The sequence below is a fragment of the Faecalibacterium tardum genome (genome assembly GCF_040096515.1).
Lineage (GTDB): Bacteria > Bacillota > Clostridia > Oscillospirales > Ruminococcaceae > Faecalibacterium > Faecalibacterium tardum.
Window position 1 is genome coordinate 48,244 of record NZ_JBBMEO010000004.1, and the last position, 20,406, is coordinate 68,649.

General features: G+C 59.4%; 15 protein-coding genes. 5 read left to right on the top strand and 10 right to left on the bottom strand.

Annotated features, from left to right (window positions below; all coding sequences use genetic code 11):
- The first annotated feature begins 125 nt into the window (after window positions 1-125).
- Both gltB and WMO44_RS04895 read left to right on the top strand, forming a co-directional pair.
- Window positions 126-4,661, top strand: coding sequence for a glutamate synthase large subunit (gene gltB / locus WMO44_RS04890; RefSeq protein ID WP_349151925.1), 4,536 nt, complete (start codon window positions 126-128; stop codon window positions 4,659-4,661).
- A gap of 14 nt (window positions 4,662-4,675) precedes the next feature.
- Window positions 4,676-6,154 (top strand): glutamate synthase subunit beta, encoded by a 1,479-nt coding sequence (locus WMO44_RS04895; protein ID WP_349151926.1) that lies wholly within the window; start codon window positions 4,676-4,678, stop codon window positions 6,152-6,154.
- A 76-nt stretch (window positions 6,155-6,230) separates the two neighbouring features.
- On the opposite strand, the gene WMO44_RS04900 is transcribed toward WMO44_RS04895, so the two are convergent.
- From WMO44_RS04900 to WMO44_RS04930, 7 genes are all read right to left on the bottom strand, one after another.
- Window positions 6,231-7,937, bottom strand: a complete 1,707-nt coding sequence (locus WMO44_RS04900; protein WP_349151927.1) for a PASTA domain-containing protein — start codon at window positions 7,935-7,937, stop codon at window positions 6,231-6,233.
- A gap of 168 nt (window positions 7,938-8,105) precedes the next feature.
- Complete coding sequence (locus WMO44_RS04905; RefSeq protein WP_118657387.1) at window positions 8,106-9,446, bottom strand: TRAP transporter large permease; 1,341 nt, start codon at window positions 9,444-9,446, stop codon at window positions 8,106-8,108.
- 1 nt (window position 9,447) lies between these two features.
- A complete protein-coding gene (locus WMO44_RS04910) occupies window positions 9,448-9,969 on the bottom strand; it encodes a TRAP transporter small permease (RefSeq protein WP_349151928.1) in 522 nt (173 codons plus the stop codon).
- A gap of 97 nt (window positions 9,970-10,066) precedes the next feature.
- Complete coding sequence (locus WMO44_RS04915) at window positions 10,067-11,161, bottom strand: TRAP transporter substrate-binding protein (protein WP_005923418.1); 1,095 nt, start codon at window positions 11,159-11,161, stop codon at window positions 10,067-10,069.
- A 285-nt stretch (window positions 11,162-11,446) separates the two neighbouring features.
- Complete coding sequence (locus tag WMO44_RS04920; RefSeq protein WP_349151929.1) at window positions 11,447-12,451, bottom strand: TRAP transporter substrate-binding protein; 1,005 nt, start codon at window positions 12,449-12,451, stop codon at window positions 11,447-11,449.
- Window positions 12,448-13,263, bottom strand: coding sequence for a response regulator transcription factor (locus tag WMO44_RS04925; RefSeq protein WP_349151930.1), 816 nt, complete (start codon window positions 13,261-13,263; stop codon window positions 12,448-12,450). The genes WMO44_RS04920 and WMO44_RS04925 overlap by 4 nt, the downstream gene beginning before the upstream one ends.
- Window positions 13,260-14,789: a sensor histidine kinase gene (locus WMO44_RS04930; RefSeq protein ID WP_349151931.1), complete on the bottom strand. Its 1,530-nt coding sequence runs from the start codon at window positions 14,787-14,789 to the stop codon at window positions 13,260-13,262. The genes WMO44_RS04925 and WMO44_RS04930 overlap by 4 nt, the downstream gene beginning before the upstream one ends.
- Window positions 14,790-14,938: 149 nt before the next feature.
- On the opposite strand from WMO44_RS04930, the gene WMO44_RS04935 reads away from it, so the two are divergent.
- On the top strand, window positions 14,939-15,469 hold the full coding sequence (locus WMO44_RS04935) for a YcxB family protein (protein ID WP_055184990.1): 531 nt from the start codon (window positions 14,939-14,941) through the stop codon (window positions 15,467-15,469).
- A 151-nt stretch (window positions 15,470-15,620) separates the two neighbouring features.
- On the opposite strand, the gene WMO44_RS04940 is transcribed toward WMO44_RS04935, so the two are convergent.
- From WMO44_RS04940 to WMO44_RS04950, 3 genes are read right to left on the bottom strand one after another with little or no spacing between them, the layout of a single operon-like run.
- The gene (locus WMO44_RS04940; RefSeq protein WP_349151932.1) at window positions 15,621-17,207 is read right to left on the bottom strand and encodes a mannitol dehydrogenase family protein; all 1,587 of its coding nucleotides are present in this window, start codon (window positions 17,205-17,207) and stop codon (window positions 15,621-15,623) included.
- A gap of 5 nt (window positions 17,208-17,212) precedes the next feature.
- Complete coding sequence (gene uxuA, locus WMO44_RS04945) at window positions 17,213-18,310, bottom strand: mannonate dehydratase (protein ID WP_055184985.1); 1,098 nt, start codon at window positions 18,308-18,310, stop codon at window positions 17,213-17,215.
- Window positions 18,311-18,329: 19 nt separating this feature from the next.
- Window positions 18,330-18,626 (bottom strand): hypothetical protein, encoded by a 297-nt coding sequence (locus tag WMO44_RS04950; RefSeq protein ID WP_349151933.1) that lies wholly within the window; start codon window positions 18,624-18,626, stop codon window positions 18,330-18,332.
- A gap of 54 nt (window positions 18,627-18,680) precedes the next feature.
- Here WMO44_RS04950 and WMO44_RS04955 point away from each other — a divergent pair, with 54 nt between their 5' ends.
- Window positions 18,681-18,866, top strand: a complete 186-nt coding sequence (locus WMO44_RS04955; protein ID WP_349151934.1) for a hypothetical protein — start codon at window positions 18,681-18,683, stop codon at window positions 18,864-18,866.
- 124 nt (window positions 18,867-18,990) lie between these two features.
- Window positions 18,991-20,361 (top strand): D-serine ammonia-lyase, encoded by a 1,371-nt coding sequence (gene dsdA / locus WMO44_RS04960; RefSeq protein WP_349151935.1) that lies wholly within the window; start codon window positions 18,991-18,993, stop codon window positions 20,359-20,361.
- Window positions 20,362-20,406: the final 45 nt, after the last annotated feature.

Genomic DNA, 20,406 nt, shown 5'->3' on the forward strand with positions numbered 1-20,406 from the left:
GAACAAAGGCGTTCCGCAGGGGCATCCTGTGCCCTTGCGGGGCGCTTTTTTCTTTTTGCAGGGGATAAAAAGCTGCGGAGGGTGCCGCAGCCCCCGGTAAACAAGTAAAAAGGATGGGAAAGACTATGGAAAACTTTACAGAGCAGAAAACCACCCTTGGTCTGTACGACCCACAGTTCGAGCACGATGCCTGCGGCATCGGCGCTGTGGTGGACATCAAGGGACGTAAAAGCCACCAGACGGTGGACGATGCACTGTCCATCGTGGAGCGGCTGGAGCACCGCGCCGGTAAGGACGCCGAGGGTAAGACCGGCGATGGCGTGGGCATCCTGCTGCAGATCAGCCACAAGTTCTTCTCCAAGGTCGCCGAGGAGCTGAACATCCGGCTGGGCAACGAGCGGGAGTACGGCGTGGGTATGTTCTTCTTCCCCCAGAACGAGCACCTGCGGGCACAGGCCATGAAGCTGTTCGAGGTGGTCACCCGCAAGGAGGGACTGGAGTTTCTGGCATGGCGCGAAGTGCCCGTGGACCCCGATGCCGTGGGTCAGAAGGCGCGGGACTGCATGCCCGCCATCTGGCAGTGCTTCATCAAAAAGCCCGCCAAGGTAAGCAAGGGCATCGAGTTTGACCGCCGCCTGTACATTGTGCGCCGCGTGTTCGAGCAGGCCAGCAACGGCACCTATGTGCCCAGCCTGTCCAGCCGCACCATCGTGTATAAGGGTATGTTCCTCGTGCACGACCTGCGCCGCTTCTATGCCGACTTGCAGGACCCGGACTATGAGTCCGCTATCGGCATGGTGCACAGCCGCTTTTCTACCAACACCAACCCCAGCTGGATGCGTGCACACCCCAACCGCTTTATCCTGCACAACGGCGAGATCAACACCATCAAGGGCAACACCGACGCCATGCTGGCGCGCGAGGAGAGCATCTCCAGCCCCATTTTGCAGGACGATATGAACAAGATCCTGCCCATCATCAACACCTCCGGTTCGGACTCCGCCATGCTGGACAACACCCTTGAGTTTATGGTGATGAACGGCATGGACCTGCCGCTGGCTGTGATGATCACCATCCCCGAGCCGTGGGAGAACAACAAGAACATCAGCCAGAAAAAGCGGGATTTCTACCAGTACTACGCCACCATGCTGGAGCCGTGGGACGGCCCCGCCGCCATCCTGTTCTCGGACGGCGATGTGATGGGCGCAGTGCTGGACCGCAACGGTCTGCGTCCCAGCCGCTACTACATCACAAAGGACGGCCGCATGATCCTGTCCTCTGAGGTGGGTGTGCTGGAATGCGACCCGGAGAACATTCTGGTCAAGGAGCGTCTGCGCCCCGGCAAAATGCTGCTGGTGGATACCGTCAAGGGCGAAGTGGTGGACGACGAAAAGCTGAAGGAGCTTTACGCCAGCCGCGAGCCCTACGGCGAGTGGATCGACCGCAATCTGGTGCAGCTGAGCGGGCTGAAGATTCCCAACGTGAAGGTGGAAAGCTACACCGGCGAGCAGCTGACCCGGCTGCAGAAGGTGTTCGGCTACAAGTACGAGGACGTGAACACCATGATCCTTGCCATGGCGCGGGCTGGCGCAGAGCCCTCCGGTGCCATGGGTACCGACACCCCGCTGGCTGTGCTCAGCAGCCAGCATCCCCCGCTGTTCAACTACTTCAAGCAGCGTTTCGCGCAGGTGACGAACCCGCCCATTGACGCCATCCGGGAAAAGGTGGTCACCTCCACCAGCGTTTACATCGGCGCCCACGGCAACCTGCTGGAGGATAAGCCCGAAAACTGCAAGGTGCTCAAGGTGCACAACCCCATCCTGACCAACACCGACCTGTTGAAGATCAAGTACATGAACGTGCCGGGCTTCAAGGTGGCTACGGTGTCCATCAACTACTATAAGAACACCAGTCTGGAAAAGGCCATCGACCGGGTATTCTTGGAAGTCGACCGCGCCTACAAGGAGGGTGCAAACATCATCATCCTGTCTGACCGCGACGTGGATGAATACCATGTGACCATCCCCAGCCTGCTGGCGGTTTCGGCGGTTTCCCAGTATCTTATCCGCACCAAAAAAAGCACCGCACTGGCGCTGATTTTGGAAAGCGCCGAGCCCCGGGAGGTGCACCACTTTGCCACCCTGCTGGGCTACGGCGCCTGCGCCATCAACCCCTATCTGGCACACGAAACCATCGGCCAGCTGATCGACGAGGGTCTGCTGGACAAGGACTATTACGCCGCCGTGCAGGACTACGACAACGCCATCCTCAACGGCATCGTGAAGATTGCCTCCAAGATGGGCATTTCCACCATCCAGAGCTACCAGAGCAGCCAGATCTTCGAGGCTGTGGGTATCTCGAAGGAGGTCATTGATAAATACTTTACCGGCACCGTGAGCCGTGTGGGCGGCATCAGCATGGCAGACATTCAGGCCGATGTGGAGGCGCTGCACAACGCTGCCTTTGACCCGCTGGGGCTGGATATCAACATGGAGCTGGCCGACAGCGGTGCCCACAAGTTCCGCAGCGGCAAGGAAGAGCACCTGTTCAACCCCCAGACCATCCACCTGTTCCAGAAAGCCTGCCGCACCGGCGATTACGCCACCTTCAAGCAGTTCACCCAGACGGTGGACAACATGGGTGCCGAGGGCGTGCATCTGCGCAGCCTGCTGGACTTCAACTATGCCGCAGACGGCGGCATCCCACTGGAAGAAGTAGAGCCGGTCTCCAGCATCGTCAAGCGGTTCAAGGGTGCTGCCATGAGCTACGGCGCACTGAGCAGCGAGGCGCACGAGACCATTGCCATCGCCCTGAACCGTCTGGGCGGGCGCAGCAATACCGGCGAGGGCGGCGAGCCTGAGGAGCGTTACCACAGCGAGAGCAATTCCAAGATCAAGCAGGTAGCCTCTGCCCGCTTTGGCGTGACCAGCAAGTATCTGGTCAGTGCCGAGGAGATCCAGATCAAGCTGGCACAGGGCGCAAAACCCGGCGAGGGCGGCAATCTGCCCGGTGCCAAGGTGTATCCGTGGATTGCCAAGACCCGCCACAGCACCACCGGCGTGGGTCTGATCTCTCCCCCGCCCCACCACGATATCTACTCCATTGAGGATCTGGCAGAGCTGATCTACGACCTGAAAAACGCCAACCGCAGCGCTAACATCAACGTCAAGCTGGTCAGCGAGGCCGGTGTCGGCACCATTGCCGCCGGTGTTGCCAAGGGCGGCGCACAGGTCATTCTGGTGTCCGGCTATGACGGCGGCACCGGTGCTGCACCCCGCACCTCCATCAAGCACGCCGGTCTGCCCTGGGAGCTGGGCATCGCCGAGACCCACCAGACCCTGATCCTGAACGGCCTGCGCACCCGCGTGCGCATTGAGAGCGACTCCAAGCTGCTGTCCGGCCGGGATGTGGCCATCAGCTGCATGCTGGGCGCAGAGGAGTTCGGCTTCGGCACTACCCTGCTGATGGCAGAGGGCTGCGTGATGATGCGTGTGTGCAATCTGGACACCTGCCCCATGGGCATCTGCACCCAGAACCCCGAACTGCGCAAGAACTTCAAGGGCAAGCCGGAGTACATCATCAACTACCTTACCTTTGTGGCCGAGGAGCTGCGGGAGTACATGGCAAAGCTGGGCGTGCGCACCGTGGACGAGCTGGTGGGCCGCACCGACCTGCTGCGGGTCAAGCCCGCCGCCCCGGGCAGCCGTGCAGCAGAGCTGGATCTGGACTGCATCCTGCACAACCCCGCCATTGCAAACAGTAACGTTCACTTTATCAAGGAAGACAGCTACGACTTCCATCTGGAAAACACGCTGGACATGAAGGTGTTGATGAAGAAGTTCAAGCTGGGCAGCAAAGCTCCCCAGAACGTCAGCCTGAATGTTTCTAACGTGGACCGCGCCTTTGGTGCCATCTTTGGCAGCGAGATCACCCGCAAATACGGCAACGATCTGCCGGATGATGTGTACACCGTGCACTGCACCGGTGCAGGCGGCCAGAGTTTTGGCGCCTTTATCCCCAATGGCCTGACGCTGGAACTGGTGGGCGACTGCAACGACTACATGGGCAAGGGCCTTTCCGGCGGCAAGATCGTTGTGCGCCCGCCGCAGGGCATCGACTTCAAGCCCGAGGAAAACATCATTACCGGCAACGTGGCGCTGTACGGCGCTACCAGTGGCAAGGCGTTCATCTCCGGTGTGGCCGGTGAGCGCTTCTGCGTGCGCAACAGCGGCGCTACCGCCGTTGTGGAGGGCGTGGGCGACCACGGCTGCGAGTACATGACCGGCGGCACCGTGGTGGTGCTGGGCCAGACCGGCAAAAACTTTGCAGCCGGTATGACCGGCGGCATTGCCTATGTGCTGGACGAAAACTGGGACTTCTACCAGCGGGTGAACAAGGAGACCGTCAGCCTTGAGCCGGTGGAGCACAAGTACGATGTTGCTACCCTGAAGGAGCTGATCCGCGCCCATGTGGAGGCCACCGGCTCTCCGCGCGGCAAGGAAATTCTGGATAATTTCAGCGCGTTCCTGCCCAAATTCAAAAAGGTGCTGCCTTACGATTACGACCGTATGCTGCGGGTCATCGCCTCGGTAGAGGAGCGTGGTCTGGACGGCGAGCAGGCACAGATCGAAGCATTCTATGCAGTGCAGAAGCATAAGTAAGGAGGGGCAGCAGCATGGGTAAGACAACAGGATTTATGGATTATGCGCGCAAGACCAGCACGGACGTTGCGCCGCTGGAGCGCCTTGAAAATTTTAACGAGTTCCACATCTGGCTCTCGCGGGAGCAGCAGCAGACGCAGGCCGCCCGCTGCATGGATTGCGGCGTGCCCTTCTGTCAGGCAGGCATGATGATCGGCGGCATGGCCTCCGGCTGTCCGCTGAACAATCTCATCCCGGAGTGGAACGATCTGGTGTACCATGGCAAGTGGGAGCTTGCGCTCCACCGCCTGATGGCCACCAACCGCTTTCCGGAGTTTACCAGCCGGGTGTGCCCCGCCCTGTGTGAGGCCGCCTGCACCTGCGGGGATGTGACCGGCAACAGTGTCACCGTGCGCGAAAACGAGCACGCCATCATCGAGACGGCCTACGCCAAAAACTGGCTGACTGCCACCCCGCCGCCGACCCGTACCGGCAAGAGCGTTGCCGTGGTGGGCAGCGGCCCTGCGGGGCTTTCGGTGGCCGAGTACCTGAACAAGCGCGGCCACGCCGTTACCGTGTTTGAGCGCGCCGACCGGGTGGGCGGCCTTTTGATGTACGGCATCCCCAACATGAAGCTGGATAAGGCGGTCATCGAGCGCCGGATCAAGCTGATGCAGGCCGAGGGTGTGGTGTTCCGCACCGGCATGGATGTGGGCGGTGCCGTGCCTGCCGAGCAGCTGCTGGCTGATTTTGATGCCGTGGTGCTGTGCTGCGGCGCAAAAAAGCCCCGGGACCTGAACGTGCCCGGCCGGGATGCCAAGGGCGTGCACTTTGCCGTGGACTACCTAACCAGCGTGACCAAGAGCCTGCTGGACTCGGGTTTTGTGGACGGCAGGGCCATCAATGCAGCCGGTAAAAACGTGCTGGTCATCGGCGGCGGCGACACCGGCAACGACTGTCAGGGCACTGCCCTGCGGCAGGGCTGCACCGACCTGATGGCACTGGAAATGATGCCGCAGCCCCCTGTCGAGCGCACCGCTGCAAACCCGTGGCCGGAGTGGCCCCGGGTGCTGAAGGTGGACTATGGCCAGACCGAGTGCATTGCCAAGTTCGGCAAGGACCCGCGTGTGTACCAGACCACCGTCAAGGAGTTTTTGAAGGATGAAGCCGGCAACCTGACCGGTGCCGTCATCAGCTGCCTGAAACCAGAGCGCGACCCCGAAACCGGCCGCACCAGCATGGTGCCCACCGGCAAGGAATTTACCTACGACTGCCAGCTGGCGTTTATCGCCGCAGGCTTTACCGGCTGCGAAAACTACACAGCCGATGCCTTTGGGGTGGAGCTGACCGCCCGGGGCAACGTGGCCGACCACAGCTTTAAGACCAACGTGGACAAGGTATTTGTCTGCGGCGATATGCGCCGCGGTCAGAGCCTTGTGGTGTGGGGTCTGCGCGAAGGCCGCGATTGCGCCGCCGAAGTAGACCGCTGCCTGATGGGCTACACCAATCTTTAATTTGCCATTCTCTTTCCTATCCTAAACAAGCAGAAGCGGGAGCCCGTTGCAAGGCTCCCGCTTCTGCTTTTATTTTTTAATCTGTATCGTATTCCGGCTCTGTGCCGCCCTCCGGGGGCGTTTCCGGGGTGGTAGGCTCGGTAGCTGCAGGTTCTTCCGGGGTGGCGGTGATCTGCACACTGGGGTCTGCGGCGATATATATGGTGATCACCGTACCCACCGTGACCATAGCGCCCTCTTCCTCGCTGGCAGAGACCACACAGCCCGTGGCGTAGGAGCCATCGTTCACCACCATAAAGCAGCTGGCCACAAGCCCCCGGCTGCTCAATATCTCAATGGCCTTATCCTGCGATGCACCGATGATCTTGGGCATCTCCACCTTCTCCGGACCCTGACTGACCACGATCTGGATCACCTCGCCGTTTTCCATCACCTCGCCGGCCTCCGGCTCCTGCCGGATGACCTGCCCGGAGGGCACGGTATCGCTGTACTCCAGCACCGCGCGGAACAGGTACATACTGGTGTACTCGCGGTTATTCTTGATCTGCTCGTAATCGATGCCCACAAAGTTGGGCACAAGGTTCTGGGGCTTCATTTCCTCGCTGCTGGCAGCTTCCGAGCTCGGCTCCGAAGAAGGAGTTTGTTCCTCCTTGCTGCTCACAATGCCCCACAGGGTGAGCAAGATCAGAACGGAAAGCAGGATCAGGATGCCCGCCAGCAGCCCCTTCAAACTGAGCAGATGCTCCCTGCCCTGCGCGCTCTGCTCTGCCCGCACCGGATGCATCGGGGTCTCCGGCTTCATGGTGCGGGTCAACTCGGCGGTATATTCTTTGGAAGAAAGTGCCTGATACAGCTGCGGCACAGTCTGGATACGCTCCATGACCTTGAGCCGCAGCCCCAGCTGCAATACATCGGAGACATAGGCCGGTACGGCAGGCTCTACGGTGCGTGCCCGGGGGTTAGAGTCCGACACCACGCGCTGAGCAGCGGGCATGGGTGCCTGCCCGCATACCATGCGGTAAAAGACGGCGGCAAGGCTGTACTCATCGGTGTAGCGCCCCTCAAACTCGGCGGTGGTGTACTGCTCCGGCGCGGAGTAGCCCTCGTACAGCTGCTCGTGCAGGCCGCTGCCTGCGGTGCGCAGACCCACGGTGGCATACCCGGCCAGACGGCACCGGCCATCTGCCATTACCCGGATATTCTCCGGGCAGATGCCGCGGTGCACCAGCCCTGCCTTGTGCATGGCTGCCACACCCTCAAACACCGGGCGCAGCATGGCGCAGGCATCCTCTGCCCGCACCGGGGCGGAGCGGTTTTCCAGCCACTGCTCCAGCGGGGTGCCGCCTAAATTTTCCAGCACCGCATACACGGTGTTGTTGGCTTCCACCACGTCCAGCACGGCCTCCAGACCGCTGGCGGGGGTAATGCGTTGGATGGCGCGGTACAGGTCTGCAAAGTCCATGCGGGTGGTCTTGAACAGCACTTCGCTGCCCTGCTTGGGGCGCAGGATGCAGTCCGCACCCCGCTCCGCAGACAGGGTGACGGGCAGGTACTCCTTGATGGTCACCCGGAAGCCGCCCAGGTTCTCCACGCCGCTGTACAACACGCCCTCGCCGTCCAGACTGCGCATCTCGCCCACGGTATAGCGCCCAGCCAGCACCGTGCCCACCGGCAGGCAGCCCGCCGGGTTGCAGCCCTCTAAGATCTTCCCGCAATGGGGGCAGACGGTCGCCGCAGGCGGCAGCTCCCCAATGCAGAACGGACACAGGCGTTTTTGCTCCATAGTGTTCTCTCCCCTTCCCAGCTTCTATACACTTTATTGTATCATAGTGTTCCCCGCCGTGCAAGCTATCCGCATTTTGGTGCACACGCAAAAAGACCGGGGCCCGCAGCCCAAAGGGCTGACAGGCTTCGGTCTTATAGGGTGCAAGGTTATTTCCTTATGCTGCGCTTAGTGGATGAACACAGGACCCAGCGGGTTTGTGATGGGGCTGACGTAACCGCCCAGCAGCTTGGGGATAGCAAGGCTGATGTCGGGGATGTAGGTCAGCAGCAGCAGTGCAACGAACATGCACAGGTAGAACGGCAGGGTTGCCTTGACCACTTTCTCCATGGGGCGCTTTGCAACGGCAGAGCCGATGAACAGAACGGAGCCAACGGGAGGAGTGAGCAGACCGATGCCGCAGTTCAGAACCACGATGATACCGAACTGGATGGGATCGATGCCGATGGAGGTGGCGATGGGCAGCAGGATGGGGGTAGCGATCAGGATGATGGGAGCCATATCCATGATCATGCCCAGCACCAGCAGGATCAGGTCGATGAGCAGCGCAATGATGTAGGGATTATCGGTGAGGTCGGTGATGGCGGTTGCTGCCAGATCAGGAACGTGCAGCATGGTCAGGCAGTTGCCGAACACTGCAGAGGTAGCGATCAGGATCAGCACGATGGACAGGGTGTTGACGCACTCGTCCAGAGCGTGCCACACGCCCTTCCAGTCCAGACCCTTATAGACGAACACGGAAACGAGCAGAGAGTAGATAACGGCGATAGCAGCGGACTCGGTAGCGGTAAACACACCGCCGACAACGCCGAACACCACGATGATAACAGCGGCCAGTGCCCAGATAGAAGTGCCCAGCTGCTTGACAAAAGCCTTGATGCTGAACGGATCGCCCTTGGGGTAGTTGCGCTTGACCGAGATGATGTAGGAGCCGATCATCAGCACGATAGCCAGCAGAGCGCCGGGCAGGTAGCCGGCCAGGAACAGGCTGCCCACGGAGATACCACCGGCGGTGGTAGCGTAGATGACCATGTTATGGCTGGGGGGAACCAGCAGACCCTCGCAGGAGGAGGTAATGGTAACAGCGGTGGAGAAGTCTGCGCCGTAGCCCTGATCCACCATCATGGGGATCATGATGGAACCGATGGAAGCGGTATCGGCGGAAGCAGAACCGGAAATGCCGCCGAAGAAGTAGGAAGCCACGATGTTGACCATGGCCATGCCGCCGCGCATCCAGCCCACGCAGGCGTCAGCCAGTGCGATCAGCTTTTCAGAGATGCCGCCGGAGCCCATGAGCACGCCCATGGTGATGAAGAACGGAACTGCCATCAGGCTGAAGGAAGAGATACCCTTGACCATCAGACGGCAGACGTCGGTCAGTGCCTGACCCTGCACCAGCATGCACAGCACGCTGGACAGACCAACGGCGTATGCAATGGGGAAGCGCAGGAAGATCATAACAAAGAAGCTGACAAGAAGGACAATGATCGCCAGTGTCTGAACTGTCATATTACATTTCCTCCTTTACAAAAAAGCTCTTGATATGGTTATACAGAGACTCGATCTCGAAGATGACCATGGCAACACCGGCCAGCGGCACCGGGAAGTACATCCAGAAGCGGCTCAGCCAAGGCATGGAAACATAGAAGCCACGGCCACCCAGCGTGGTGGCGTAGTTCCAGCCGACCGCCATCATCACCACACCAAGGACCATCACGGCCACGTCGGACAGAATGTCCAGCGCCTTGACCACTTTCTTGGGCAGGTACATATCAAAGGCAGTCATGCGGATGTGTGCGCCGCGGCGGATAGCCAGCGCAGCGCTCAGCACAGCCATGTAACTCATGCAGGTCAGAACGACCTCCTCAGACCAGGAGGGGTCCGGGATAAAGGGGACGTAACGGCCAATGACCGACATCGTGGTAATGAGGATATCTGCGATCAGCAGGATCTTGCAGATGAACAGAACCACCTTGTAGGTAATGTCGTACGCCGGTTTGATCTTATCCAGAGTGGTAAAGATTTTCGGCATAGAAATTCCTCCATATAAAAGCCCGGCGAAGCCTGCGGGCGTATTCCCGTGGGCCTCCGCCGGGCAATGTACTACTTAGATTGGATGGAAAGCCAGATTATGCCTTCATGTCCAGCAGCTTCTGGTACAGCTCAGCCTGATCAGAGGTGTTGTCCTTGATGACCTTAGCGCAAGCTTCCTGCCAGGGAGTCTTGTCGTCCACATCCACAACGTTGCAGCCGGAGGAGCGCAGCTCTTCCAGAACCTTGTTCTCAGCGGTCTCGGACAGATCAGCGTTGAACTTCTGGGTGTCGGCAGCAGCAGCCATAACAGCAGCCTGCTGGTTAGCGGTCAGCTTGCCCCATGCGTTGTCGGTGATGACGGCCTGCACAGCGCCCAGAGTGTGGCCGTCCAGAATCAGGTTGTTAGCAACCTCGGGGAAGGCGTTGGACTTGTAGTTTGCGATGGGCTGCTCAGCGCCATCCACAACGCCGGTCTGCAGTGCGCTGTACAGCTCGCCGAAAGCAACGACGGTGGGGTTAGCGCCCAGACCCTCGACCATGCCGTTCATAACGGGGTCGTTGGACACACGCAGCTTCATGCCCTTCAGGTCATCGATGGTTGCAACGGGCTTGACGGTGAAGAAGTGACGGAAGCCCTCCTCGCCGTAGAACAGGCCGCGAACGGGCAGGCCCAGCTCCTGGGGCTCGTTCAGGAACTCAGGAGCCAGATCGCTGTTGGCAAAGTTCCAGAAGTGAGCGCGGTTGTTGAAGGTGAAGGGGATGGACAGGAGCTTGGACTTGTTGCAGCCGTAGCTGGTCAGAGCAAAAGCAGAGATACGGCTGATATCAATGGAGGTAGAGCCGCCCAGGATAGCATCCAGAACGTCGTTCTCAGAGCCCAGAACACCGGAAGCCTGCACGTCAACGACCACAGAACCGCCGCTCAGCTCCTCGACCTTCTCCTTGAAGTGAGAACCGGTCTGACCAACGATGGTATCCAGCGGGTTGACTTCGGCGTAGACCAGAGTCACCTTGGGATCGTTGGCAGCAGCAGCTGCATCACCGGCAGCAGCAGAAGCAGAAGCTGCGGTAGAGGTGGAAGCAGCGGTAGAAGTGGAGCCGCTCTTGGAACCACCGCAGGCGGTCAGAGCAACAGCAGCGGTAGCTGCACCGGCAACGGCCATAAAGCTACGACGAGAGATCATTTTCATAGGAATCGTCCTCCTTAAATAATTGTGAACTTCTCCGGGCGCACAGGTGCCGGAGCTTTCGTTCATTGACTGTACACACTTTAGCAAATTTTCCGAAACGAAACAAGGGCTTTCAAAAAATGTCCTGTTTTTCGAAAGAATGTCAAGATTATTTTTGCCACAATGCACAATCGTCTTTCATTTTGTTTGTGCAACACTGCCGACTAGTTGGATACATTCCTGTATTTATGAGCAAAATAACACCCCAAGAAATGTCCGTCCGGGGCACTTCTCGGGGTGTTTTCTTCAGCTTTTCTGTATCCGGTCGATCAGTTCCTGCTGGGCAGAGAATTCATCGTACATGGGCTGCACCGCTGCGCGGAAGCGGGCTTTCTCGGCCTCGTCCAGCTCGGTGACGCAGATGCCTCGCTTGCGCATATTCTGCTCTGCGTTCGCCTCCCGTCGCGCCCAGAGCTCCCGCTCCTTCTGTGCGCTCTCCCGGGCGCAGGCGCGGATCACCTCTGGGAAGCTCTCGTCCAGCGCGGCAAGTTTTTCCATCACCGCCGGGCTGGCCAGCTGCACCTCCGGCACACGGGTGTGCTCGTCCTTCAGGAAAAAGGGCGCTACCTCGTAATGTCCCATCACCTCGTAGCTGGGCCAGTTGTTCTCTGCGCCATCGATCTCGGCGTTATGCAGGGCGGCATATACCTTGCTGTACACCACCTGCGCCGGCTTTGCGCCCAGTGCGGTGATCATGTCGCTCATCATGTCCGACTCCTGCACCCGGATGGTCAACCCCTGCAAGTCATCCAGCCCTGTCACCTTTTCTCGGGTGTAGAAGCTGCGCACACCGGCGTCGAACCACGAAAGCCCTACTAAATCCATCCCGTCCAGCATGGCCAGAAACTCATCGCCGATGCCGCCGTCCAGCACCCGCCACATCTGCTGGGCATCGCTGTACAAATAAGGCAGCTGCAATACACTGAGCTCTGGCTCGTACTCTGCCAGCTGGCTCAGAGACACGCGGGAAAAATCAACCCCGCCGAACTGCATCTGCTGGATGACGCTCTGCTCTGCGCCCAGCTCTGCCCCGCTGTAAACCAGCACCTTCACCCGGCCATCCGTGCGCTGTGCCACAAGTTCGGCAAAGGCCTTTGCTGCCTTGCTGGTAGGGTAGTCCTCCGGCTGGTTCTCCGCATAGCGCAGGATGAGCGGCTTCTCCTGCTGTGAAGAAGCAGGCTGTGCCGCACAGCCTGTAACTGCCAGTGCCGGGGCTGCTGTCAGCAGACGCAGCAGCTGACGGCGGGTCACAGCCGCGCCTCCCGGGCTGCCTTTGCCGCTTCCTTCCGATACTGGGTGGGGGTCATGCCGGTGCGCTTTTTAAAGGCGCGGGCAAAGTAGCTGGCATCCTCGTAGCCCACCATGGAGGCCACCTCCGCTGCGGAGCGGAAGGGGTCAGCCAGCAGTTCCTTGGCAGCATTGATGCTCAGCTCAGTCAAGCAGTCCAGAAAATTCATCTTCTGGTATTTTTTGAACTGTGCCGAAAGATACGCCGGGCTGATGTGCAAAATTTCGCTCACGCTGTCCAGCGAGAGGTCGGCCATATAGTTATCTTCCATATACTTGCGCACATGATCCATCACCAGTGCGTTGCGGTCGCTCTCCCCTTCCCCGGCGGGGTCGGTCTCCTGCTCCGAAGCGGTTTCCGGCTCTGGGGCTTCCGCAGCCAGCTCGGCCAAGCGGCGGCCGGCTTCGATCTGCCGGATGGCGCGGCGGATGGCGGCCTCGGTCTCGTCCGGGTCCACCGGCTTCAGCAGATAATCGCAGGCACCCAGATGCACCGCCTCGTGGGCGTACTGGAACAGGCTGTACGCCGTGATGAAGATCACCTTGCACTCCGGGCGCTGTTCCAGCACCGCGCGGGCGGCATCCAGGCCGTTCATGCCCGGCATCTCGATGTCCATCAAAATCAGGTCTGCTTCCCAGAGCACAGCGGTATCGGCGGCTTTGCGGCCATTTTCCGCCATCTCCACCGTCACCTCATGCTCGAACCGGCGCATGACGATATCCGCCAGCGCCTCCCGCTCCATCCTCTCGTCATCCGCGATCAACAGACGAATCATTCCTCAAATTCCTCCTCATTCTCCACCAGCGGCAGATACAGGATCACCGCAGTTCCCCGCCCCGGCCGGGAGCGCACCACCACCCGGCAGCGGGCATCCAGCAGCCGCAGGCGGGCGGCCACGTTATAAATACCGATATGTTCCCAGCGGGGTGCGGGCTGCTCCAATGCCATGCGCAGCTGCTGTAACTGCTCCGGCTCAATGCCCACGCCGTTGTCCAGCACCCGGATGCACAGCAGGCCTTTTTCCCGCAGGGGCACCATGCGGATGCGCACCACGCCGCCCTCTTCCTTGGGGCAGATGCCATGCTTGAAGGCGTTTTCCACGATAGGCTGCAAGATAAAGGACGGCACCATGGTCTCGGTCAGATCCAGCGAGTCCGAGAACGCCCACTCCATCTGCACCCGGTCGCCAAAGCGCACATGGTAGATGGAGTAGTACTCGTCTACAACGCGCACCTCCCGGGAGAGGGGCACCTGCTCATCGTTGCTCATCAGGCTGTAACGCAGCAGATGGGAAAGCGCCATGATGAGCGCCTGCGTGCGGTAGGCGGACTCTGTACCCGCCATCTGCTGGATGACGTTCAGGGTGTTGAACAGAAAATGCGGGTCGATCTGGCTGCGCAGCTGCTGCAACCGGCTGCGCTCCATGCGGTTCTGCAGTTCCAATGCCTCGGTCTTTTGGCGGTGCAGTTCCCGCTCGATCTCGTTTTTCTCCTGTAAGGTGTTCACCTGCTGCGCCATAGAGTGCTTCATGCGGTTGAAGGACTCTGCCAGCTGGCCGATCTCCGGCTGCTTGGGCAGCGGGATATCTGGGGTATCGAACTGGCTGCGGCTGATGGCGCGGGAAGCCACGATCATCTGAGAGACCGGGGTCAGCAGCCGCATGACCATCAGACCGGAGGCACAGCCCAGCGCCACGCACAGCGCCACCACCACGATCTGCATCAGGGCGATCCGCTCGCCCAGCTCCGAGATCTCGGTGTAAGTAGTCTGGGCGTCCAGAATCGAGGCTTTCAGCAGCTGCATGGTGTACTGGCTCAGATACCCGCCGCAGACCGAGACCTTGTTGTAGTACAGCTGGGATGCCTTTGCATCCTGTCCGCTGGTAAGGTAGCCTTCCAGCTCTTCCAGTAGGGTGTTGTAGCTGCCGTAGGTGGTCTCCACCGCGCCGTACAGCACCCACTGCTCATCACTGACGTTCTGCAAGCCGTCCATATTGGATCGGATGCGCCACAGCCATGCGTTACTGGTGGAGCAGGCTGCCTGAAGCTTTTCCAGCATTTCCTCGGTCTCGCCGTTTTCCCAGCGGTACGCTTCCAGAATGCTGATGGAGCTTTCCACACCGCCCTGAAAGCGGCTGATGGCATTAAAGTTGCTCATCTGGTCGTCCTGCACCTGCTGCACTGCCCGTGCCTGATAGCCGTTGAGGGCAAGCTGCAATGCAAAGGCAGCAAAAAATGCTGCCAAGCACAGCACCATGCGCTGCTTGAGTGTAACGCTGCGCTTCCAGTTGCGCTTTTCCATGCAAGGCTTCCCCCTTTTTTCGTTGGATAATATCTTATTTTACCACGCCTTGCGGGCGATTTGCAAGCCGGATGCACCGCCGCCGGTGCATCTTTTGCTTGCTTCTTGCCGGTAAATGTGGTACTATGCCCAAAAAGGAGGGTAACTTTATGACCCAGAATGTTTGCGTTTCCGTTCAGATGGACGAAAAGGGCTTTCGCGATTTTGCATCTTTCGACCTGCTGCGCCACAACAAGGGCTGGCAGCGTCCGGCGGTGTTCACCGCCATTCTGCTGGTGTGCGCCGGCATCTGCCTGAGCCAGATCGGCAAGCGGGAGGGTGCCGGGCTGCTGACCGCCGTGCTGGCCATTGTAGCTATCGGTCTGCCCGCCGTATACTTCGGCACCTTTTTTTCGAACCTCTCCAAGCAGATCAAAAAGCTGGGTCTGCCCCGCCCTTTCTACCGGCTGGAACTGGACGCTGCCGGGCTTTCGGTCTGGATGGCCGGTGAGCAAAACAAGGCCGAGCCCACCAACCGCTACACTTGGAACACCGTGTACTGCGCCTACCGCACCAAAGAGGCGGTGTACATCTATGTCCAGAAGAATCAGGCCTATCTGCTGAACGAGAGCATGGATGCCGCATGGAGCCTGCTGGGCAGCACCCTGCCCGCCGCCAGCCTGCACGACTGCCGGAAATAAGGCAGCGGAAAATCTATTTTTCTTTCGGGATCCCGGAGCGTCTGCGGACGCTCCGGGAGTCTACTTTTACATAACAATTTTTACAAAACAAAAACCCACGCTGCGGCAAAGCAAAAGCGCAGCGTGGGCACGGAAATAGCGTTATAAAGTTTTAGCGGGCAAGGGTGTACTTGTGCAGGGTCTTGCGCACTGCGCCGTTACCGGCGTACAGCTCCTTGACCATGCCCTCGATCTTTTCGCCCAGACCGACGGCATACAGATCCACACCGAACACATCGGCACGGCTGTACAGAGCCTTCAGGCAGCTGAAGTCCTGCTCGCCTTCCTTGACCTCCAAGGGGCTGACGATGGCCTGCAGCTCAGCCAGCAGCGGATCGGGAGAGATCTCGAAGGGCTGGCCGTTGTCGTCGATGCCCTTCAGGTAGCGGGCATAGCCTGCCAGCACCAGCGGGATCAGCACGAGATTGGACTTGTCCAGACCGCGCTCCTCGTAAGCCTTGATGGTCTCGCCGAAGCGGATAGCCAGCTTCTGAGAGGTATCGGTAGCGATACGCTGGGGAGCATCGGGCATGAAGGGGTTGGGCAGACGGCGGTTGATGACAGCGCCGATGAACTCATAGGGGTTCAGAACGCCGGGATCGACCACGACGGGCATAGCCTCGATATAGCCGATCTTCTGGATGAAGGAGCGCAGATCCTCGTCTGCCATCTCGGCAGAGATGAGGGTGTAGCCCAGCATGCAGCCATAGATGGACATGGCAGTGTGCAGGGGGTTCAGGCAGGTGCAGACCTTCATCTTCTCAATCTTGTCCACGGTCTCGCGGTCGCAGTACAGCACACCGCCCAGCTCCAGCGGAGGACGACCGTTGGTGTAGTGATCCTCGATGCACAGGTACTGGGTCTCCTCGGCGTTGACGAAGGGAGCGGTGAAGGTGTGCTTCTCGGTAACGATAGTGTAGTTATCCTCAAAGCCGTCCTTTGCCAGCATCTCCTGCACCTTTGCGTCCGGGCGCGGGGTGATCTTATCGATCATGCTCCAGGGGAAGGTGATCTTGGTCTCGTCCTGCACATAGGCCAGGAACTCTGCGGGCACCAGACCCTGCTCCACCCACTTTGCAGCGTAGGCGTGGACAGCGGTCTTGACCTTATCGCCGTTGTGAGAGCAGTTATCCATGCTCTGCACGGTCAGGGGCAGCTTACCGGCCTTGAAGCGCTCGTACAGCAGAGCGGTGACCTTGCCCATGGCCAGCACGGGGGTCAGGCCGCGCTCTAGGTCAGCGGGAGCAACGCCGTAGCCCTTCTCGGTGATGGTGAAGGAGATCATCTGCAGACTGGGGTTCTGGAAGATCTCCACCAGACGTGCCCAGTCAGCGCCGAAGGAGTAGTCAGCCTTCAGGCTTTCGGTGACGGAGGCGATGACCTTCTTCTCGATCTCGCCGGTGGACTTCAGGCAGACCAGCAGGCTCAGGTTATCGTAGGGCTGGTAAGCCTTGTCGATGATCTCGTAGTCAAAGCTCTCGGCCACGATGACGCCGCGGTCGTACTTGCCGCTGTTCAGTGCATCGTTCAACACGGCAGCGGGGAAAGCGCGGAAGATGTTGCCGGCGCCGAAGTGCACCCAAGTGGGCTCGGCGTGGGTCTTGGCCTTGACGGCCTCAATGTCGAATTTGGGCAGCTCGTAGCCCTTTTCTGCCCACTCGGCGGACAGATTGCCGTTTTTGATATCAGACAGCTTCATAATAATCAGCCCTTCTTTTCTTCATCCAGACGGTCCAGCAGATCCCAGATACCCAGCATATACTGGATGCCCAGAGCACGGTCATACTTGCCATAGCCGGGGCGGCAGTTGCCGGGGCCTTCCTCCCACAGCTGACGGCCGTGGTCGGGGCGGATGTAGCCCTCAAAGCCGCAGTCATGGTAAGCGCGCATCACCTCAATGATGCCGGTCTCGCCGCAGCAGTCGCGGTGCGCAGCCTCAGAGAAGTCGCCGTTGGGGAAGTGGTGGATGTTGCGGACGTGGCCGAAGGCAATGCGGTCGCAGTGCTTGCGGATGATCTCGGCACAGTTATTGTTGGGATTTGCGTTCAGGCTGCCGGTGCACAGGGTCAGGCAGTTGTACGGATCGTCCACCATCTTCAGGAAGCGGTCGATGCTGGGCTCGTCCACCAGCAGGCGGGGCAGGCCAAAGATATCCCAAGGGGGATCGTCCATGTGGATGGCCATCTTGATGTCACACTCGTGGCAGGTGGGCATCAGAGCCTCCAGGAAGTACTTCAGGTTCTCCCACAGCTTCTCCTTGGTGACAGGGGCGTAAGCCTTGAACAGCTCGTCCAGCTTTGCCATGCGCTCCGGCTCCCAGCCGGGGAAGGTCATGTTGTACTTCTCGGTGAAGGACATGATGTACTCAGCCATAGCCTTGTAGTCGCCCTTGATCTTGTCCTTCTCGTAGAACAGTGCGGTGGAGCCGTCGCCTACCGGGTGGAACAGGTCGGTGCGGGTCCAGTCGAAGATGGGCATGAAGTTATAGCAGATGACCTTGACGCCGAACTTGGACAGGTTGCGGATGCACTGCTTGTAGTTCTCGATATACTGGTCGCGGGTGGGCAGACCAATCTTGATGTCATCGTGGACGTTGACGGACTCGACGACATCCATATCAAAGCCGTAAGCGTGGATCTGGTCTGCAACCTTCTGGATCTCGTCGATTTCCCAGATCTCGCCGGGCATCTTGTTGTGCAGTGCCCAGACGATGCTGGTCACGCCGGGGATCTGCTTGATGTCGCTCAGGGTGACGGGGTCGTTGCCCTCGCCATACCAGCGCCAACCCATTTTCATAGGCATAGAGAAGTTCCTCCTGTCGTTATTTATCATGTGGCACGCGCAGTACGCCTGCACGCTCTTCTTGCTTATATTCTAATATATCAGTTTTAAAATAGCAATACGCACAATGCCATTTTTTTGTGTTTATTCTTGTATACTTTACACAAAAACGGCAAAATGCCAGTTTTTTAACAAGGTTTTTGGGCAGTGTGTTGCTCCCTTTCCAATCTTGTCCTGCTTTTCCGGCTGGTGCGGCTTTTTGACCGGTTTGCGCAAAAATATGCCCTGCTTCCGTTAAAAGTCCGTTCTGTGGTACATTTGCCCTGTTATACTGCAATTACACCGAGGGACGGCAGCGTCTCCCTCATCAACTGAAAAAGAGAGGCATACTATGAACGAAAGCAACTTTGTGGTAAAGACCATCTTCCACGCCTGCGGCAGCTCCGAGGTACTTACCGAGAACTATTTTGCCACCCGGAAGGAGGCCGAGGAATTCTGCGCCCTGACCGACTACGCCATGAAGCTGAACTACGGCGCAGAGCAGCAGCTGGTGACTACCGAGATCGTGGTGCTCTGACCTGCCCGACACAAAAAGCAGCCGGTTGACAATTCCTGTAAAAACCTTTATATTCAAGACACGCAGCGCTCCGCGAAAACTGCCGGGCGCACCATCTGGTTCTATATATAAAGGAGGATCCGCTATGGTTTCACCTGCCAAGTGCATCGCCGGGCGTTCTGTTGCCGATTGGATCGCGGCATACCCCGTGGTCTCCGACCTCTGTGCCCTGAAGGAGACTGCATGGACAAACCCGGACAAGCTGCCCTTTGCACAGGCTGCGGCTGCCTGCCCGCTGACGCTTTCCGACATTGAGGACGCCGCCGCACGGCTGGAGCGGTTTGCGCCCTATCTTGCCGCCGTCTTTCCCGAGACTGCTGCGACCGGCGGCATCATTGAGTCCCCTGTTCAGCCCATTCCCCGGATGCAGAAGGTGCTGGAAGAGCGCAGCGGCACCCGCATTGCCGGGCAGGTATGGGTCAAACTGGACAGTCATCTGCCCATTTCCGGCTCCATCAAGGCGCGGGGCGGCATTTACGAGGTGCTGAAAACCGCCGAGGACATTGCTCTGCACAGCGGGATGCTGCACCTTACCGACAACTACGCCGTGCTGGCAGAAGAGCGTTTCCGCAAGCTGTTCTCGCAGTATTCCATCGCGGTGGGCTCCACCGGCAATCTGGGGCTTTCCATCGGCATCATGAGCGCGAAGCTGGGCTTTCAGGTCACTGTACACATGTCCGCTGACGCGCGGCAGTGGAAGAAAGACCTGCTCCGCAGCCGGGGCGTCAAGGTGGTGGAGTATGCCTCCGATTACAGCATCGCCGTAACCGAGGGGCGCAAACTGGCGGCGGGTGACCCCTACTGCCATTTTGTGGATGACGAAAACTCCAAGACCCTCTTTCTGGGCTATGCCGTGGCTGCCCTGCGGCTGAAAAAGCAGCTGGACGCGCAGGGCGTCACCGTGGACGCGGAGCATCCCCTCTTCGCCTATCTGCCCTGCGGCGTGGGCGGTGGCCCCGGCGGCGTAGCCTTTGGCCTGAAGATGCTGTTCGGCGATGCCGCACATTGCTTCTTCGCCGAGCCCACCCACTCCCCCTGCATGATGCTGGGCATGGCTACCGGCGAAAACAGCAGCGTCTGCGTGCAGGACTTTGGCATCGATAACCGCACCGCCGCCGACGGTCTTGCCGTGGGGCGCGCCTCCGGCTTTGTGGGCGGGCTGATGCGCCCCTTTATGAGCGGCTGCTACACCCTGCAGGACGAGCGGATGTACACCCTTCTGGCGCAGCTGGCTGATGCCGAAGATCTTTACCTTGAACCCAGCGCTCTGGCGGGAATGTACGGCCCGGTGCTCACCCAGCCCGGGCAGCTGCTTGGCGCTTACACCGAAACCGCTCTGCCCGCCGGTGCGCTGGCAAACGCCACCCATCTGGTCTGGGCTACCGGCGGGAACATGGTCCCCCGGGAAGAAATGCAGCGCTACTACGCAAAAGGTAAGGCGCTGGCACAGGGGTGACCGTGTGTCATGTTTCGATTGCCGGTCGCATATTGACATTTTTAC

Excerpts from the sequence above, each read along its gene's own strand:
- WMO44_RS04940 (WP_349151932.1), bottom strand. The coding sequence starts at position 17,207 with ATGAAGCTGTCTGATATCAAAAACGGCAATCTGTCCGCCGAGTGGGCA.
- WMO44_RS04910 (WP_349151928.1), bottom strand. The coding sequence starts at position 9,969 with ATGCCGAAAATCTTTACCACTCTGGATAAGATCAAACCGGCGTACGAC.
- WMO44_RS04925 (WP_349151930.1), bottom strand. The coding sequence starts at position 13,263 with ATGATTCGTCTGTTGATCGCGGATGACGAGAGGATGGAGCGGGAGGCG.
- dsdA (WP_349151935.1), top strand. The coding sequence starts at position 18,991 with ATGGTTTCACCTGCCAAGTGCATCGCCGGGCGTTCTGTTGCCGATTGG.
- uxuA (WP_055184985.1), bottom strand. The coding sequence starts at position 18,310 with ATGCCTATGAAAATGGGTTGGCGCTGGTATGGCGAGGGCAACGACCCC.
- WMO44_RS04900 (WP_349151927.1), bottom strand. The coding sequence starts at position 7,937 with ATGGAGCAAAAACGCCTGTGTCCGTTCTGCATTGGGGAGCTGCCGCCT.
- WMO44_RS04930 (WP_349151931.1), bottom strand. The coding sequence starts at position 14,789 with ATGGAAAAGCGCAACTGGAAGCGCAGCGTTACACTCAAGCAGCGCATG.
- WMO44_RS04895 (WP_349151926.1), top strand. The coding sequence starts at position 4,676 with ATGGGTAAGACAACAGGATTTATGGATTATGCGCGCAAGACCAGCACG.
- gltB (WP_349151925.1), top strand. The coding sequence starts at position 126 with ATGGAAAACTTTACAGAGCAGAAAACCACCCTTGGTCTGTACGACCCA.
- WMO44_RS04915 (WP_005923418.1), bottom strand. The coding sequence starts at position 11,161 with ATGAAAATGATCTCTCGTCGTAGCTTTATGGCCGTTGCCGGTGCAGCT.
- WMO44_RS04905 (WP_118657387.1), bottom strand. The coding sequence starts at position 9,446 with ATGACAGTTCAGACACTGGCGATCATTGTCCTTCTTGTCAGCTTCTTT.
- WMO44_RS04935 (WP_055184990.1), top strand. The coding sequence starts at position 14,939 with ATGACCCAGAATGTTTGCGTTTCCGTTCAGATGGACGAAAAGGGCTTT.
- WMO44_RS04955 (WP_349151934.1), top strand. The coding sequence starts at position 18,681 with ATGAACGAAAGCAACTTTGTGGTAAAGACCATCTTCCACGCCTGCGGC.